The sequence below is a fragment of the Hungatella sp. genome, assembly GCF_046966825.1.
The window spans coordinates 1-16,150 of the sequence record NZ_JBKVCZ010000141.1; the positions used below are offsets into that span (position 1 = coordinate 1).

At 45.4% G+C, this 16,150-nt stretch carries 22 protein-coding genes; 2 read left to right on the forward strand and 20 right to left on the reverse strand.

The features are described 5' to 3' along the window. Positions 1 to 110: 110 nt before the first annotated feature. Positions 111 to 638, forward strand: coding sequence for an SLOG family protein (locus ACLTD4_RS27920; protein ID WP_006771575.1), 528 nt, complete (start codon positions 111 to 113; stop codon positions 636 to 638). Between the two features lie 13 nt (positions 639 to 651). Here the strand turns inward: ACLTD4_RS27920 and ACLTD4_RS27925 are convergent, their stop codons facing one another. Further along, positions 652 to 960, reverse strand: a complete 309-nt coding sequence (locus ACLTD4_RS27925; protein ID WP_006771574.1) for a helix-turn-helix domain-containing protein — start codon at positions 958 to 960, stop codon at positions 652 to 654. A 137-nt stretch (positions 961 to 1,097) separates the two neighbouring features. Between ACLTD4_RS27925 and ACLTD4_RS27930 the strand changes: the two genes are divergently transcribed. Beyond that, positions 1,098 to 1,862: a hypothetical protein gene (locus tag ACLTD4_RS27930; protein WP_006771573.1), complete on the forward strand. Its 765-nt coding sequence runs from the start codon at positions 1,098 to 1,100 to the stop codon at positions 1,860 to 1,862. A 102-nt stretch (positions 1,863 to 1,964) separates the two neighbouring features. On the opposite strand, the gene ACLTD4_RS27935 is transcribed toward ACLTD4_RS27930, so the two are convergent. The 19 genes from ACLTD4_RS27935 to ACLTD4_RS28025 all read right to left on the reverse strand — a co-directional run bounded on the left by ACLTD4_RS27935 (position 1,965) and on the right by ACLTD4_RS28025 (position 15,809). Further along, complete coding sequence (locus ACLTD4_RS27935) at positions 1,965 to 2,405, reverse strand: hypothetical protein (RefSeq protein WP_006771572.1); 441 nt, start codon at positions 2,403 to 2,405, stop codon at positions 1,965 to 1,967. Between the two features lie 28 nt (positions 2,406 to 2,433). After that, complete coding sequence (locus tag ACLTD4_RS27940) at positions 2,434 to 3,366, reverse strand: phosphoadenosine phosphosulfate reductase family protein (RefSeq protein WP_006771571.1); 933 nt, start codon at positions 3,364 to 3,366, stop codon at positions 2,434 to 2,436. 49 nt (positions 3,367 to 3,415) lie between these two features. Continuing rightward, positions 3,416 to 3,781: a hypothetical protein gene (locus ACLTD4_RS27945; protein WP_006771570.1), complete on the reverse strand. Its 366-nt coding sequence runs from the start codon at positions 3,779 to 3,781 to the stop codon at positions 3,416 to 3,418. 18 nt (positions 3,782 to 3,799) lie between these two features. After that, positions 3,800 to 4,987 (reverse strand): hypothetical protein, encoded by a 1,188-nt coding sequence (locus ACLTD4_RS27950; protein ID WP_006771569.1) that lies wholly within the window; start codon positions 4,985 to 4,987, stop codon positions 3,800 to 3,802. Between the two features lie 9 nt (positions 4,988 to 4,996). Beyond that, positions 4,997 to 5,200, reverse strand: a complete 204-nt coding sequence (locus tag ACLTD4_RS27955; RefSeq protein WP_006771568.1) for a hypothetical protein — start codon at positions 5,198 to 5,200, stop codon at positions 4,997 to 4,999. 170 nt (positions 5,201 to 5,370) lie between these two features. Then, the gene (locus ACLTD4_RS27960) at positions 5,371 to 5,880 is read right to left on the reverse strand and encodes a hypothetical protein (protein ID WP_006771567.1); all 510 of its coding nucleotides are present in this window, start codon (positions 5,878 to 5,880) and stop codon (positions 5,371 to 5,373) included. Between the two features lie 24 nt (positions 5,881 to 5,904). Further along, positions 5,905 to 6,762, reverse strand: a complete 858-nt coding sequence (locus ACLTD4_RS27965; RefSeq protein ID WP_006771566.1) for a hypothetical protein — start codon at positions 6,760 to 6,762, stop codon at positions 5,905 to 5,907. A gap of 45 nt (positions 6,763 to 6,807) precedes the next feature. After that, a complete protein-coding gene (locus tag ACLTD4_RS27970) occupies positions 6,808 to 7,044 on the reverse strand; it encodes a hypothetical protein (RefSeq protein WP_006771565.1) in 237 nt (78 codons plus the stop codon). Further along, positions 7,031 to 7,153 (reverse strand): hypothetical protein, encoded by a 123-nt coding sequence (locus ACLTD4_RS27975; RefSeq protein WP_006771564.1) that lies wholly within the window; start codon positions 7,151 to 7,153, stop codon positions 7,031 to 7,033. The genes ACLTD4_RS27970 and ACLTD4_RS27975 overlap by 14 nt, the downstream gene beginning before the upstream one ends. Positions 7,154 to 7,164: 11 nt before the next feature. After that, complete coding sequence (locus tag ACLTD4_RS27980; RefSeq protein ID WP_006771563.1) at positions 7,165 to 7,638, reverse strand: hypothetical protein; 474 nt, start codon at positions 7,636 to 7,638, stop codon at positions 7,165 to 7,167. 15 nt (positions 7,639 to 7,653) lie between these two features. Beyond that, positions 7,654 to 10,695 carry an SNF2-related protein gene (locus ACLTD4_RS27985; RefSeq protein WP_006778104.1) on the reverse strand — a complete coding sequence of 1,014 codons (3,042 nt, stop codon included), beginning with the start codon at positions 10,693 to 10,695 and terminating at the stop codon, positions 7,654 to 7,656. Positions 10,696 to 10,707: 12 nt separating this feature from the next. Next, positions 10,708 to 11,589, reverse strand: coding sequence for a hypothetical protein (locus ACLTD4_RS27990; protein ID WP_006778105.1), 882 nt, complete (start codon positions 11,587 to 11,589; stop codon positions 10,708 to 10,710). Between the two features lie 23 nt (positions 11,590 to 11,612). After that, positions 11,613 to 12,290 (reverse strand): YkgJ family cysteine cluster protein, encoded by a 678-nt coding sequence (locus ACLTD4_RS27995; RefSeq protein ID WP_006778106.1) that lies wholly within the window; start codon positions 12,288 to 12,290, stop codon positions 11,613 to 11,615. Between the two features lie 100 nt (positions 12,291 to 12,390). Beyond that, positions 12,391 to 12,636 carry a hypothetical protein gene (locus ACLTD4_RS28000; RefSeq protein ID WP_006778107.1) on the reverse strand — a complete coding sequence of 82 codons (246 nt, stop codon included), beginning with the start codon at positions 12,634 to 12,636 and terminating at the stop codon, positions 12,391 to 12,393. Positions 12,637 to 12,670: 34 nt separating this feature from the next. Continuing rightward, positions 12,671 to 13,210, reverse strand: a complete 540-nt coding sequence (locus tag ACLTD4_RS28005; RefSeq protein ID WP_034858546.1) for a DNA-directed RNA polymerase sigma-70 factor — start codon at positions 13,208 to 13,210, stop codon at positions 12,671 to 12,673. Positions 13,211 to 13,299: 89 nt separating this feature from the next. Beyond that, positions 13,300 to 13,725 (reverse strand): hypothetical protein, encoded by a 426-nt coding sequence (locus tag ACLTD4_RS28010; protein ID WP_412331740.1) that lies wholly within the window; start codon positions 13,723 to 13,725, stop codon positions 13,300 to 13,302. Between the two features lie 47 nt (positions 13,726 to 13,772). Further along, positions 13,773 to 14,129 carry a hypothetical protein gene (locus tag ACLTD4_RS28015; RefSeq protein ID WP_412331741.1) on the reverse strand — a complete coding sequence of 119 codons (357 nt, stop codon included), beginning with the start codon at positions 14,127 to 14,129 and terminating at the stop codon, positions 13,773 to 13,775. A gap of 31 nt (positions 14,130 to 14,160) precedes the next feature. Beyond that, on the reverse strand, positions 14,161 to 15,231 hold the full coding sequence (locus tag ACLTD4_RS28020; protein ID WP_006771556.1) for a DUF932 domain-containing protein: 1,071 nt from the start codon (positions 15,229 to 15,231) through the stop codon (positions 14,161 to 14,163). Positions 15,232 to 15,263: 32 nt separating this feature from the next. Then, complete coding sequence (locus tag ACLTD4_RS28025; protein WP_412331742.1) at positions 15,264 to 15,809, reverse strand: hypothetical protein; 546 nt, start codon at positions 15,807 to 15,809, stop codon at positions 15,264 to 15,266. Between the last annotated feature and the right edge of the window lie 341 nt (positions 15,810 to 16,150).

Genomic DNA, 16,150 nt, shown 5'->3' on the forward strand with positions numbered 1-16,150 from the left:
AGTTATATTTTATCGTCTATGGCATGGTTAATTAAGCGTCTATGGTTGATTTTTAACGTCCATAGCATGTATAATAGTAATAATTTTAGAATTTATTAAGGAGGAATTGGATGGAAAAACTCGCATGTACAGTGATAGGACATAAACCAACGCGATTTAAGTTTAAATACAAAGAAAATTATTCTTTATGCAAAAGAATAAAAAATGCTATGGCAGAACAAGTTAAGATACTCCATGCAATAGGTGTACGCCGTTTTTATATAAGTGGTTCACTGGGAGTTGGCATATGGGCCGGTGAATTGATCCTACGCCTGAAGGAACGGCCTGGATATGGGGACATAGAGTTTTGCATTGTTTTTCCATATGAAGGCTATGATGCGAATTGGGATGAACGGAGCCGAAAACGCATGAACTTTCTGAAAAAGCACAGTGCGGAATGTATAACCATTAGAGGTGCAGACGGCAGAGAAGGATTTTTCCGGCAAAATTATTATATGGTTGATCAGGCGCAGCACATGGTAGCCATTTATGACGGAAATCATACGGTGAAATCAGTCACAGGACAGACCGTAAAGTATGCCATGCGAAAGGGGCTGAAAATCGTATACATTCACCCGGATACGGCGAAAATCCTCTGAATGATTCGGCCGGCTACTTTTTTAACCCTTTAATAATGGCTTTCACATTCCCCAACTGCTCATGATCCAGGGCCTTTATATCGTCAAGCATTTCTTTATACTCTGTAGGATAGCTGTTATCACTGTCGAAAAATTCGGCTGGCGTAACGCCTAAGTATTCGCAGATATAGAAAAAGACCTGCATGGACGGAAAGCCGTTTCTGTTTTCCAGCGCGTTAATATACCCCGCGCTTTGTCCAATGGACAAGCTCATATCCCGCGCAGATACCCCTTTTTCAGAACGTAATTTTTCTAACCGTTGATAAAACAAGTTTTCATACATACCAAATCACCTCTGTATATGATTTTACCCTATAGGTGACTGTAATATGTCTGGATAGGCTAGATACTCACCCCTTAATATCTGATTGTATTAGATATAATGATAAAAATAACTTTTTTAACCAGATAGGAGATCTTATGAAGAAGATATTTACTTTTGGCATATCAAGAAAAGTCTGCATACTATTTATCACTTCTGTTTTGCTTTTGCTGGCATGTATAGTTGGCGCTGGTCTGTCAAATAGACAAAGAGGGGATAAAACCAGGCAGTGGGAGCAAGAGCAGCCAGGACAAAACGAGCCAGGGCAAAGCCAGGAATCTGATATTGAACAGGAGGAACCTCCGCGATACAGGTCGGATACAGCGCCAGAGGATTGCCTGCTCTGTAATGGAGGAAAAGAGACGCTGCTAACCTGGTACTTTGGGCAGGAAAATGTAGGCTTTATCAGCCTGAATACTTTTAAGCTGTCATGTGTGGAAATTAACCGGTATGATGATCATAAGAAACTGATAGAAGAGCCTGTAAAGGGGTCATCTTCTCACATATTGAATACTGGTGACGACGGTTTTTTGTCATTGGTTTCAGAAGATCCGAACAGAGGATACGCCCGTGCCTCCCTCACCTTTAATAATGATGAAGTTCTGGATATAAAAAAGGCCGGTAAATTTTTATGTACAGATTGTCTGAATCGTATGATGAGTGAGAGCTGGAGCGATGAACCGTATGGAATCGGGGTGATTGACTTTAGGACAAAAGATATACGGCTCCTGGAGCCGGATATTACGGCATTTATTTTTAATGACTATTATATTACCTGCGATCTGCGTGAAAAAAGGGAAGAGGATTCAAGCGTGGAGATGGATTTGTTGGTTTTTTATTGCCCGGAGAGATATGAAAAATAGATGGTGTGAGAATACTTCCATTAAAAAGCGTCCCCTCTGATTACTGCTGCGGGGACGCTTTGAACATAATATGGCGAAAGAAGTCACTACTGCCCTAGAATGCTATTTTAAATAATAATGTACATATAGGTTATAATCTTTAAACCGTGTTATCAGCCGTAACCATATTTGTAAGCGTTGTGTTTCGGAGTAAAGGTTGTATTCCGTTTCATCGCGGGTCGGCTCCGCGCAGGCAGCACAAAGCCGTTTCATGGCCGATAATGATGTAAATTCCGGCAATAGGAATAACGCTTCCGTAAATTCATCAATCTCCTTTACTAATTCTGGGTCCAGCCGCTCCTTATGGCATTTAAACCAGGAGGTATACCATCTGTATCCATCATAATCGGAGCGGGAATAAACTAATTCACTGGCCGGCCGGTCGATACCGTTTTCCCCCTTTTCAATATTTTGAAAAACATGGTTAAAGGAACAAACCGGCGTGAGAATGACCTCTGATTCGGACGCAATATCCGGCAGCTTTGTGTATATATTTATTTTCATTGGTAATATACTCCTTTCTTTGGATTGCTTAACATGCAATCCGCGTAACCTCTTTCTTTTTCTGGCTGCTATGTAAAATTTGAATTGCAGCATTGACATCTCTGCTTTCATACTCATGGGTCAGATTATCAAAATAATCGCCATAATACAGTTCATTATCATAGGCACGAAATGTATTTTGCTTCCATAGTTTATCATTTTCTTCGTCCAGCTTTTTATATTGCTCCTGGACGCCATACATATACCAGTCCATCACATCATATTTAGTTTTCCATTTATCAAACTGACGGCCCTCTAACATTCGCTCAAATGCCCACAAATAAGCCTTTTCAAAATTAGGCCAGCGCCGGAATTCCCGAAGCATATTTTTAGATGATGTGAGAGGACAGCCAACACAGCCGATCCGGCTGAAGCCTTCATCGTATAATTCGCAGTATGGAATATGGTTATCGTCTATGACGTTCCAGAGCTGTTCATCAGTCCAGTCAAGAATGGGATGAAAAAATGTCACACCCTTGTATGCCTGACAGGTTTCAACTCTTGAGCGGTTCCTTCGCTTTACGCTTTCAGCTTTGCGTACCCCAGTCAGCGTAAGGACATGCCCCTCTTTCGGGCATGTGTTTCGTTCCTTGTATTCACTGCAGCAATATCGGCAGACTCTCGTAGGAGGGAACCCTTTTTTAATAATTAGGTGGAACATGGATATTCTGGGCGGTTCTTCTATCACATCGGAATGATACTTTCTGATGAAACGAAGCAGCTCAGGGGGATCAACGCTGGTTCGGCTGAATCTGGCCTGGTAGGGGATACCGGCTTGATCGAATAACCATTTCAGCACCACACTGTCTTTGCCGCCGGAAAAACGCAGACACATGGTATGGCAGCCAGCTATAACGCGCAGTTCCTTGATGACCTGCCCCACATAATCACCGTACACGGGTAAATCTATCTGGCCTCTCATTAGTATTCCTCACATTCTGATCTGTTCCTTTGGTCTGTCATAGTGGAAATCAAGATTTAACCACCATAACCTCTAATGCACCGTCCTTCCTGGCATATGGCAGGTTTGAAAGGATATCGGCGTAATATTTTCCTGTCCCTACCTCACTTTTCAGATAGCTATGGTGAGAAAGAGGCAGCCCATCGCTTCCGATAACGCCGATTACAAAAGCATCTGTCTCACGGGTGCTGTGGTACAGCATATAAGTGAGTCCTCCCTGATTCCACTTAGCTGCCCGAAAGTTATCGGCGCAGATTAAGTCCTGCCAAAATGCTTTTACCATTCCAAGCTGCTTTGAAAATAACCTGTCTTTGTGAAACGGATCAGCAGTTACCTGTGGTGCATATAATTGATGTGTTATAAAATCATTTGCCATATAGTTCAGTCTCCTTCCTTAATCGAACAGGTTCATTTGTACCGGTTGTTCTTGTTCTTCCTTAATCCTTTGCAGCCGTAATTTTTCCAGTTCCTCAATTCGTTCGGGTGTCAGCCATTTATCTGCATGAATCTTATCTAAAGAGTAATTCTCCAGGCTGCCATATCCGTTTTTAAGGATTTTTGCTTCCAGCTTTTCAATTCGTTTTGTTCGCGCCCTTTGACGCCGTTCCCGTTTTGCTTCCTTTTGGCATTTTACTAAATCTGATGAATGCGATATGTTGATACCCTCCTGGATATCAGCCAGATCCTGCATAAGGTCACGGCTTGGCCTGGATTCTGCTCTGACATTTAGAATCTCAGCCTGGAATGTGGGATCAAATAGTTTTATGGTGGTATAGGTATTCCACTTGTATTTATTCCAGATGATTTCTTTTCCATTTTGGCGGATAAAAGCCTCGCAGATATCCATACACACAGGGCGTTCAAAGTAGCGTATTCCCTTTTCAATGTGGACGATCACTTCCCCATCGAACAGGGTTCCATCTTTCCTGATGTGGCTTGTCTTTAAGTCATAGTATACGTTGGCCTTTTTCCGGCTAAGCCGCCGGTCTAAAACAGGGCACCACCCATTTTGTGAATAGCAAATCCTGGCACACCTTTGTGGTTCATAGTTTAGTCGCCATTCTCGCGTCCGTTCGTCAAAATACATATGATTCAAACATACCCGTCCATTGTGGGCTTTCGAGTATTCTTCATATTTTTTGTCCTTTTCCGCCTGACGCTCATCGTCCGCTTTTTCAATACTATTCTCGTAATCATAGCTTTCCTCTGTTCTATGGCAGACGCAATGGCACATAATACAGAGTCCTCCGCCATGAGTGCCATGGAGCAGCGGGTCATTGTCCGGACAGTCCGGGATATCGTAGGGACACCGGATAACCGGATTATCATTTTCATGACACCACAGGATACCCATATAACTCATATCGCTGTTTACATTTTTGCCCAGAACATATTTGCCGCAGCCTGTTTTATAGGTACAGTCATTCGCAACGGCTCTTTTGAAGATGAAGCCGCCGCCTAGGTTGTTAAGCGGATCGCCACCGGGAAGGGTGCTGTCTTGAATCTGTACATAATTGGGATAATGGTCCACGGAATATCCTTCTGACAAAAGGCGCTGTGTTAAAAGATTGTATTCAGCCATAAGTTCACCTCATAAACCAAGGCAGGGCCTGATGCCCAGATAATGCTCCATGCGGTTTCGTAAGGCGTCTATGTCCATATCATATTCTTTGGCGATACATGCCTCGCAGCAGGGATATTTGTAAGATAGTACCTTTGAGATCCTCTTATCCCAGCTATTAATTTGCTTGTTGCAGCTATTGCAGGTTTCGTCCAGCCATTTTAATTTTTTCATTAAAAGAATTCCTCCTTATAGATCAGCCGGCTTAATCCATTGTGTTGGCCGATAACAAAAAGAGCTGACGAATGCTTATTCAAGCAGTCAGTCAACTCTCTTGTTAAATTTCCTTAATTTCCTTCTTATCCTCTTTTATAGAATACTTTTAGTGGAACCGGTCAGCTGCTTTACGCTGCCGAATTCTGCTTACCATATAGAATCTCCTCGGGTATCCACTTCCCGTCACGCAGAATACAGCCGTTGACATCGCTATAGATATCCGGCGTCCTGGGCGGGTCTGCGAAACAATCCTCAGTCAGGTAAAGACCAAGGTGCTGATAGTAGAACGGTTCCAGAGCCGCTGCAATCTGTTTATTTAAAGTATGGGATAATTGTTCGATCTCCTTGATATCCTGACGTTTGAAAGCCGCGGCCGAAATCTGCCGTAGCAGCCCCGACTGTTTAATAGAGGTTTCTATAATAGCAATAGCTTCCTTAGAATATTCCTTGCGGATACGGATTCCCTGCAAAACCGCCTTATTGACATAGGCGGAAGTTGCCGCTCGTATATCTTCGCAAAGCGCTGTATATGGCTTGCGATACTTTGTTTTTAATTCAGATAAGGATACAAGCTCCCGGTTCCGTTTTAATTTGTCGAGCAGAGCAGACAAGGATTGATAAAGTTCCGTAATGTCCATTGCAATCCCTCCTTTCGGTAAAATTTAAAAGCCGTTCCAGATTGGCTTTCCGCGATAATCAAATGTCTCTGCGTCATTGCACTCTGTATCGGTCAAGTTCCTGATGCGTTTTCGGGAACGGGATATGAACAATTTGCTGCGTATCATGGTATTAGGCTGTTCACGCTCCAGCGTTTGATCAAAAGCCACCAGATCCTGAAAACGCTTCGGATGATGACGTTTTAGATGCCAGAAAAAATAATTGCGGTGAAATGGACAGAAAATGCAGGCGCTTGCTTTGGTGTCCAATCCCCAAACATCTAAACAGTAGCGGTAATTATCAGCCCTGGTAAGTCCCATCTCCACAAGGGGAAAGCGATTAACAAACATAGGGTGATAACTGTCAAAAATTCTTTGTTTTTCCTCAAAAGAAAAGCCAATATGCATTTCATGAGCGCCTCGGTCAGCTTCACGTAATTTTTCACGCCAACGATAACCCAGCAGCTCATAACGAACAAACTGTTGAATCTTTATAATTTTAAAATCTATTGTGCAGTGCCGTCTCATTTTAGCCTTCTTGCCATCAGCTCCTATACTCCAGAAGGGAATACTGGTGACATGTCCATTGCCAAAGTTTTTCATAAAGACGCCGTACAAATCTGTAGTGAGGACATAAAACGAAATACCACACTCCTTGCAGGCGTCAGCAATAAATGCTACCTGTCTATATACCCAGGGTGCTTCGGAACATAAATCACAGAAAATAATGGCATCATAAATCGGGACCAACGGATATTGAATACCGTTTTTAGCATTTTCACAAGACATTAGTGCCAGTGCCGTAGACTGCATTCCGGCTCCGCAGCATAATATTTTTAATTGCTTAGTCCTGTCAGAATCCATTGCAAACCACCTTTCCAAGTTATTACGTTGCAGCTTTCAAATCTTCTAAGCAGAGCGCTCCAAAAGCTGCCTTAACAGATCCTCCTGGCAATGATGCTGTTCCAGACAATGACACAGCCGGGGAATATCAATCGCGTGTACAATATCCAGACCTTCCAGCCGTTTTTCACTTTCTTCCCATACCCCAATGCCATTTGTAATGTAATGCTTGCCAGAGTTGTTTTCAAAAATAACACCTTCCCACAACCCGCTTTTATGCCTGCAGAATTTAAGTATCTTCATTCTCTGACTCCTTCCCTGCCGGCTCTAAAAGACCGGCAAAAATCAACTGTGTGGCGGTACAGAACCCGGATTTAAACATTTTTCCTGCCGGTGTTTCATAGAAATTCATTGGTTTTCCTCCTAATAGTGATAATCCAAAACCGCGCCAACATAATAGGGGGTACTGGTTCTGGCTATTCTGATAAACTGATCCAGGGGAATGGGAGCGTTCCGGTCCAAAATAAAATAGGTATCATATTGGTTACAAAAGCTCTCATTTAATCGCAATATGAGATTTTCTACCTCATAATAGTGATTGATAAACTGATCCTCGGAAACCATCTGCATATCCCCTAAAGCATTTTTAAATTGCTGGAACCGTTTTTTAAAATAGATAGTCCGTACATTGGTATTCAAGCGGAAGGCTTCACCAGAAAGCCTGCCAAGACAGTGCTGCTGCAGCCAATCTCCCAACACGCTGACCGCCTTTGCCCGATTTATCGCGGCAGTGATAGAATCTGCTGCCGGCAATGGCTGGTCCTCAAAAAAGTGCAATCCCGTCCACTCATTCCGCTCAATCGGTTTAGTGGAAATCTGATAAATATACTGGTACATAAAAATTCCTCACTTTTAAGCAATGTTTTGTTTCCCCCAGCGAATCCGCAGCCGTCCCTTATCGTCCTCTTCCTGGTACATGAGCAGTGACAGCAAATCATAATCTACATCAAAGCGCTCGTATATTTCATCTAAATTCGTATCTTGTCCTTTCATAAATAAGTTTAACTTTTCTTTTACCAGGATCATTTGCATAAGATTTGATTCAATGCTCCCGGCATAGGTGATAAAATATACGTCCTTGTACTCTGTTGAAGTGTAGCGTATAAACCGGAAATAAAACTGACTCATGCCGGAATTGTTATAATGAAGCTCCGGAATGATAATTTTATTGACGAACTCAAAGTTTACACTGGACGCAAGGCTCTGCTGGGTGCAGAGCAGGATACCGTTCTTGCTTTCCCGCAGCGTCTGCCGCAGGGCGCGCCTTTTGGCAAATGTGGTATTAGATCCGGTCACAATGTACAGAGGCCGGTTCGGAAGGTATTTGCGGATTGCCCTGGCATAAGAATCCAGAACCACCTTATGCCGCACGCCGATGGCGACAATTTCATTTTCCCACCCGGCGGCCAGCTCCACGGCAGCCATAACCTTGACAGGCGTATCGCCCCCATACTCCTTTACTGTGTCCGGCGCCGCGCTGATCCGCAGCAGCAGGACAATCTGTTGAATTAACTTCATCATGCTGTCTTTTCTGGAGTTGCCTGTCAGATTAAAGTAATCGTTCCGCATAACGAGAAACTCGTCCATGGCTTTTTCGTATACCTCTTTTTCCTCCGGCGGAAAAAGGACAGGAACCTGATGAAGCTGCTTGATGTTCTTTCCGCAGACTTCCTCAAAGGTACGTGTGATGACGGTCTTACCCAGAATTTCACTTAAAACATCGGCGTTGTAGATATCCTGTGTCTTTTGTTCCACCCCAAAAACAGTGATTTTATCTGGAAGGTGGGAAGCGGAAAAAAGAGAATATCCTTTTTTATAAGCCGGAATGGGCTGTCTGTAATACGGATTATTATGTGATTCCAGGTGAGAATCCTTTCCCTTATGGCGATAGAGCTTAGAGCACCATGAAAGCATATGGATAGAATTGTTGTAAAGAAGTTCTAATTGTGGTGCGAACTCGGAAATATTGTTTCGTGTGCTGGTGCCCGTAGTCAGAAGCTTCATGCGGCAGCGCCGGAAGCAGGCCAGTACAGCTTTGGTTCTCTGGCTGTTGGCGTTGGAGATCTCATCGCTCTCATCTAGTACGAGCTGGATTTTTTGCCGGCGCCGTTTTATCCACTTAGAAATCTGCTTCTGATACTGGCTGATTTTATTTAGGGTGATAATAACAAAATCCCCCGAGCGGATTTTCTCCAAATCCTTTAGCTTTTCCACGAATACATAGGAGATACCGTAGTTACGCAGCACCACATCCCAGTTATTCCGGATAGAGATAGCGGACGAGACTACCCAGGTATACCGGACAGCCTGACAATCCATACGGTACTGTCCAACCGCAATTCCGGCAAGGGTTTTTCCGCTGCCCTGCTCCCACTGGAGAAGGGAGTTGCGTTTTTGCAGCACAAGATTAAGGTCATGCCGCTGAAGTTCGTTTAAATGGATTGCTTCATTGTTTTCAGCATCCCACAGGACAAAGCCGGACAGCCATCTGGCGATGTTCGGGTCCTCCTTCATATCTGTAAATTGTTTGTTCTGGTTTTCGTAATCCCTTCGTTTTCCGCGCAGTAGCCGGGCATATCCGGGATAGCGTTCCGGGCTGTTTTCCAGGACCGCCTGATAGATTGGAGTTTTCACTCTCAGATCATAATCCATCTGCCGGCGTATTTTTGCGCTGTACCCTTTATAGGCAAAGTGGTAGTTTTGTTTAACCAGGGCAATTACATCCCGCTCCGGCGGCAAATTCTGTCTTTTTAAGGTTTTACGCAGATACGATAATACTTTCTTTTCTGTAATACGGACCCGGCACCATTCCTCATAAGTCATTTCATCGGGTTTCCTTTCCGTGCAAAACCGGTACAGATATTCACAGCATTTTGTATACCGGGATTTAGTCTCCGGATGTATCTTGATATGGTAGAGCAGTTTTTTAATTTTATACTGAAACTCGGCTGACGTGTCACGGCTCTTTGCAAGCTCCAGCAGGATATGTGATTTATGTACCTCCAGGTCTGATCTGGCCTTTTCCAGAAAGCAGTCATAGATCCGTTTTGCCTCTGACTGAATGTGGAAGCCCGCTGTCAGTGACAAGCCTGGTTTTGTGGTATAAGGCAGTGGAACCCAACCCTCCAATCCGCTCCGCCTTTGCCAGAATTGCAGCTTTGTGGGGAAACGTCCCGCGCCCATAGACAGGAAGGCATTGTCCGGAAGGGCAACCTGCCCGAGAAAGCTGTATCTGTTCTCCATCGCCTGAATCAGCCGGCCATCGGTAAAGGTATCGGCCAGAAAAGATTGCGGTACAATTAGAGCCATGATACCAAAGGGCTTCAGAAGTTCGGCAGCCTTAACGCAGTAATAGATCTGTGAAAGCATTTCGCTCCCGTCCTCCAGATACCATTTCAAATGGAACGGCGGATTGCCAATCACAAAATCAAAACGGATATCGGACTCATATGTGCGTATGTCTCCCAGCTCAATATTTGCCTTTGGGTAAAGGTAATGGGCTACCTTGTAGGCTTTGTGGTCAATTTCACAGCCATAGGCGTTTGACTCTGCGGGCAGAAAGTTAAAAAAATTTCCCATTCCGCAGGTTAAGTCTGCGATTAAGTCAGACGCGGAAGGCTTCAGACACGATACTACCAGGTCACAGATTGGCGGTGGTGTGAAAAACTGTCCGTTTTCTATTTCTTTTTTTGCGTCACTGTATTCATGGTAATTCTTAAAGTCATCCCGCTGCAGATTGTGCAGCCCGCCGTCTCCTGTATAGGCATTGAAGATATCAGCCGCAGTAATTCCCGCCGAGTCTGATTCGCCATGATTTATGAGATAAAGAACCTTTTCATTCAGAGTTTTTCTCTGATTGAATGAGACAGGATTAGCCTCATAGGGATATTTCATGAAAGTACCTCCTTAATAGACACGGCCCAGGTAATCGTCTGCAAATTGCCGGGCAATGGCTTCACTGGCAAATTTGATATCAACCCGTCCGTTTTTAAACATTTTAAGCTGGCTCACCTTGCTGCAGGTTGAAAATTCAACCGTATCAGAACCGGAATGACGGTAGCCTAACAGGCTGTCAAAGCCATGGGGCAGAAGCGCAAAGCGTCCTGTCTCAAAGTGTGCTATGCCTTTCAGGATTTCCTTTAAGCTGCCATAAAGCTCCCATTCTCCACTGCCATACCAATTTTTGTAAGAGCAGCCACATGCGAACCGCAGAACACATTTCTTAATTTCAAATTCCGCAGTCTTGTTTAAATAGCTCCATGCTGCGTTATGGCATTTATCCTTTAATTCATAAAGTGCCTGTTCACCAAAGTCACGGCCGTTCATTTGTTCAAAGATAAGTTTAACAATGTCCTCATAGAGAAGGGACCATGCAGACATGTCACCTTCATCCTGTTCTGGTTTTGTCCATCGTGATTCGGAAGCTTTTTGTGGTAGCAGCTTATCCTCAATCGTATTCTGATCAATGGAAACGTGATAAGTTCTGCTGAAATGCGTAACGATATTTGAGATAAATCGGGAGTGCAGCCCCACCATGTGTTCACGGATCTGTTCAGCGGAAATGTCCAGGCCGCCGCTGGTGGATAAATAGGGGGAATGAGAATCTACCTCCGACAGGATATCTGTTTGTCTGCTGCAGATATCCTCCCATATGTATTCCATTTCCTGAAAGCAGGCCAGGGCGTTTTTATAAGCGTTCTCATGAGCCTCGCAGAAGCGCCTGTCTGCCTCCGCCAGCCTGATGGCCGCCTTTATTGTGACGGTCTCGAACTTTGCTAAAATATTCATCGGAATCTCCTGTCTTTTTATCATCAGTTAGTCTGCAAAGTCTTATGAAGCTCTGACATCAACAGTTTTTGATTTTTTTCGTATTGCGGCAGAAACGGTTTTTGCAGATCATAATTGTAGTATCGAAAATACAGAAGCGAAAACAGAGCCGTCTCCCGGACCGATGGCCGGAGCTGGCGCATAAAGCGCACAATCTCCTCAGCGCATTGATATTCCAGCTTGATAAAGTCTCTGTCCTCCCTCTTAAAGTTTTTGTAAAACCAGTCATTTACCAAAACACGGCCTCCAGTCAGATGGTGAGTCTTGTCTGTACAGAGGAAGTATTCAAAATCTCTGCCTCGTTGTCCCGGCGCAACACTAAAGGGGTAAATCCTGCAGGTCCGGGGTCTGGCCGGATAGATACTGCAAAAGCCGTCCTTCAAAAAGATACAGGCATCGTCTGGCCCGACAGTCCGGACCAGATAGACGGGAAATCCGTCTGACGTCAAGGGTGCAGGCAGGCTGTATTGGCTGTAAACATCGTCGATACATGTAACAGAGTCACCGTTCTCACGTAGATAGTTCGCCAGACGGTAAGCGTCCAGGCTTTCCAGCATGACGCTGTTCTTTATATGGCGGCAGCACCTGCCGCAGCATTGACACTGATACGAAATCCAATCCTTGGACCGTACCGGTTTTACTTGTAAGGTATTGTTATCCATTCTGTCCTCCAAATAAGAAAGCCGTGGAAGAATCAATCTGCCACGGCTGAAGCGTCAGAAATCAATCTGTCTGCCGATTCTGCGCTGTTTATGATGTACTTTATGCTGCCATAGCCAAGCTAGCAGGAATCATGGCACTGGCTGACCTTGGAAAAGGGGACAGTGACAAATGATACTCTGTTTTTGCTGTTTCAAAGCGTACAAAATCTTCCATCTGTTCATGAATCTTTACTACGGGCAGGGTATGGCATATCTGCCCGTTCGCATAGAAAAAAGCGCTCTGTCCCACCACAAGGGGGCGCATAAGACGCCCGCTCATTACAAGCTCCTTTTTACCTTTTTTCATTCATTCCGACCTCCAGTCTGCTTTTGACATTTGTTTATTCATAGCATAAGTCCATCAGGATACCGCGGACTTCCTCCAGCAGCTCCTGGACGTGCTTTATGCTTGTTTTCTGCCTGCGGGCAATTTCCCTGACGCCATAGCCATCGGATTTTAAGCGCACCAGATCAAGCTGCTGCCTGGAGACTCTCCTGGCCAGGTCATGCAGCAGGAGTTTTACTTCCAGCTGTTCCATCATTTCATTACGAGATGGAATACTGTGCTCCAGCGGCGGACCATCAGGAGATAAGCTCACATGAAGGCTTACTACTTCAGCATTGCGCTTTTGGCTGCGGTTTGCTTTATAATAGTTGAGTAAATCGACCCTCATACAATTCCATGCAATCGTGCCGAATTTATACTTTTTCAGGCCGGCTTCTGTAAAATAACGCCGGACGGCCCGAAGGTAGCCGAATATCACCACATCGTAGAATTCCTCTTCGTCTAAGCTGTGAGCGTTTAAAAAAGCATAGACAAGCCCGTGATTTTCCTCGGCAAAATCTTTCTGTATATCTGATAATGGTATTTCAATCTTCATAGCTCCTCCTAAAAAAGAGGACACCCCCGGCCCAAAACCGGAGATGTCCTTTGCTGACGTATTGATCGTTTCAATGCTGTTAAAAACCATTAAGCGGGTAAGGCTTCCCGTTCCCCGTCAATCGCGGACGGAAGGGAAAAATTACCGTTTTTATCCCCGGGCAGTGTGCCTGTCTCAAGGTAATCACAGCCATCATCATGCAGCTCCTCGGTAGATGCTGCGCGCTGCTGAAGAATTCCCTTTACCTGTTCTTTAAAGCCGTCGGCATAAGCGCGTATCTGCACCAGCTCCTCGCCAGTGAAGTCATACAGACGGCGGAAGGTGGCGACACTGTAATCATTTGTGCCGTTGTTCATCTTTTTAAGCCCAATCTGCACCACGCTGCCAAAGGTCGCCCGCCGGCGAATCGCAAAGGACTGGTTTAAAAACTCACGGAAGGGGCTGATACTGGTGGGCGGAAGGGTCAGCTGAATCGGCATATATTCACCGCTGCGGAGCAGATAGAGAATCCGCATATTTTTGCAGGCCTTGGCTTTTCCGTTGGAATCAGTGCCAAAGCGGTTTAAGGCACAGGCGCGCAGGCGCCTCCCGGATCGCCAATTCCCTGCTTCCCGTCTACGGAGGAACAGAGCGGGGCGGTATTATCATCGTACTCGCTTCCTTCCGGCCAATAGGCGCAGGTGGCGTGATTGTGAAGAATTACGCCTACCAGCGTCTTTGCGTAGTCAGGGTTTTCAGGAGCGTCGGACGGAAGCTCAAACTGAATGGTGCCGCCTGCCGGGATTTTTACCCGCTGAAAGCTCATCTGCAGACCGTCCATATCCTCGGCCAGTTCCTCGGTGCTGAATTCGCTTTCCACCATAGCCGGCAGTAAAAATTTCTCATTTTCCATTAAAGCAGTCGTATTCTGGTTATACATATTGTTTTCCTCCTCTGGTAAGGCCGCTCATTTATGCGGCCATCTGGTTAATTTTGTTCCACTGTCTCGGGGGCATGGTTAAAATCTTATACCCGATGCTTTCCAGCGTCGTAGCCCTGTCATAGCTTTCTACATTCTGGCTGTGCCTGGTAACAGCGTTGGACAGCCCGTAGAGAGTTAAATCGTTGCCTTCAATCAAATGCTGAAGAACACCGGCACTCTCGTCTTCGGTAATATGGAAGTCCCGGCTCGTCAACCGGACAATTTCAGGAACGTCCACCGTATTCATTTTGGCGGTAGTCGCATTTCGCATAATGTCTATTACCTGGGAAAAACGTGCTTCCTCCACGGCTGCTTTTACCGTATCCTCAATCTTCTTTACAAAAGCGTGATCCTCCGCAGCCAGCGTTTCCTCGGAATATAACTGGAAATTTTCTTCCAGTGTATTGATCCGTCCCGTATGATACTGGCGTGTCCTGGCGTCATTTACTACCATCCCATTCTTACATACCAACCGGTATACAAGGGGCTGTATATTTACAGAACCTTGTCCGACCTCGCTGTTGGAGATAATCAATCCGGCCTGGACAATATCGCCGGGGACAACCTCTGCTTCGAGGCGTGTATTGACAATCTTCATGTACATTCGACTCTCTGTAATCTGGCAGCTCTCAAAATGAGCGCCTTCCATCTGGCCGATGATGGGAAGTACCACTTTGGCTATCTCCATATTGTCAATGCGCCGGTAACGGTTGCTTAAAAAGGCGCGTGCCGTTCCGCCGATGGTCCGCAGCATACGCTTGGCCGGTTCCCGGTTAAACCAGGAATTGACGTTCTCAGCCAGAAGCTCCGGGTAATCAGTCCGCATACGGTCATAATAGTCTGCGGGTATCTTTAAATAGCTGCCGACCTGCCGGTGGGCAATGGAATTGATTTCAAAGGGTTCCAACGCCTCCGCTTGATTGTCATACATATGCAGGTAGAGCTGATTTCCGCTGGGTTCCAGTTTGAGGCTCCTGGTATCCACCAGATAATCTTCCTTTAACTGATTCTGACGTGTGATTTCAGCAGCCATTTCCTGCAGGGAAATACCTTCTTTCATTTGTAATATTCACTCCTTCCGTAACTTGCGCCTTACCAGGTGACTACAATCCCGGTATCGGTTATCTTCGCCGCCAGACCATTGCGCTCAAACACCTTAACCAACCGGGGCCAGTAGGTTCTTTCCGGAAAGGCGGGCAGTTGTTCCTGCGCTACCTCCTCATTGTCCTGGCGGATACAGATATTCCCATTTTCATAAAGGGTCAAGCTGTTGTGTCCGCGCGAGTTTAAGTCGGCCATAAGCGTTTCCAGTATCTTTCTGCCCTGCACCTCATACCATATTTGCGGGTCTACTGGCTGACGGTTGGGCGGCGCCTTGTGTTCCTCGTCCGGCGCAGCTCCAATATGAGACAGAGGAACAATTTTCACCATACTACAGTCGATATTTGCCTGCTGATCCACAGTTACGTCCGCATGGTCAAAATCAGGAATGCCATAAACGCGGATTCGTCCGATTCCTCCATAAACGGCAAGCCGTTCCGGTTCCTTTTCGCACCAGGACCAGGTAACATCTGGATAAGCGGCCCGTAAGTAGCTGGAAATACGATGGTTTACGTGTCGGAGCAACAAATGTTCCATCGGCGCCCCTTCCTTTTTTTCTTTTGCCTGGGGAGCCGGAGTGTAAATTCCGTCTGCATAAAGCCGTTTAAGCCGGTATTTCCGCTGCTGGCGTCTCTTTGCCTGACGCATATAGGGGAGCAGGAGAATCACTATAATCCATGAGCCCCACAGAGAAAAAACGCCTAACAGAAGCCAGGTCTACATATCTCCTCTTACCAGCGCGAGAATAGCGATTACGATTCCTACAAGAATACTGATGCTGCCCCACAGGGCTTTGTCTTTTTTCATTATTTCTTTCATCCTCTCTTTGTAATTTTCCGGAAATAAAAAAAGAGGAACCGCACTAAGCTTTCAGTTTC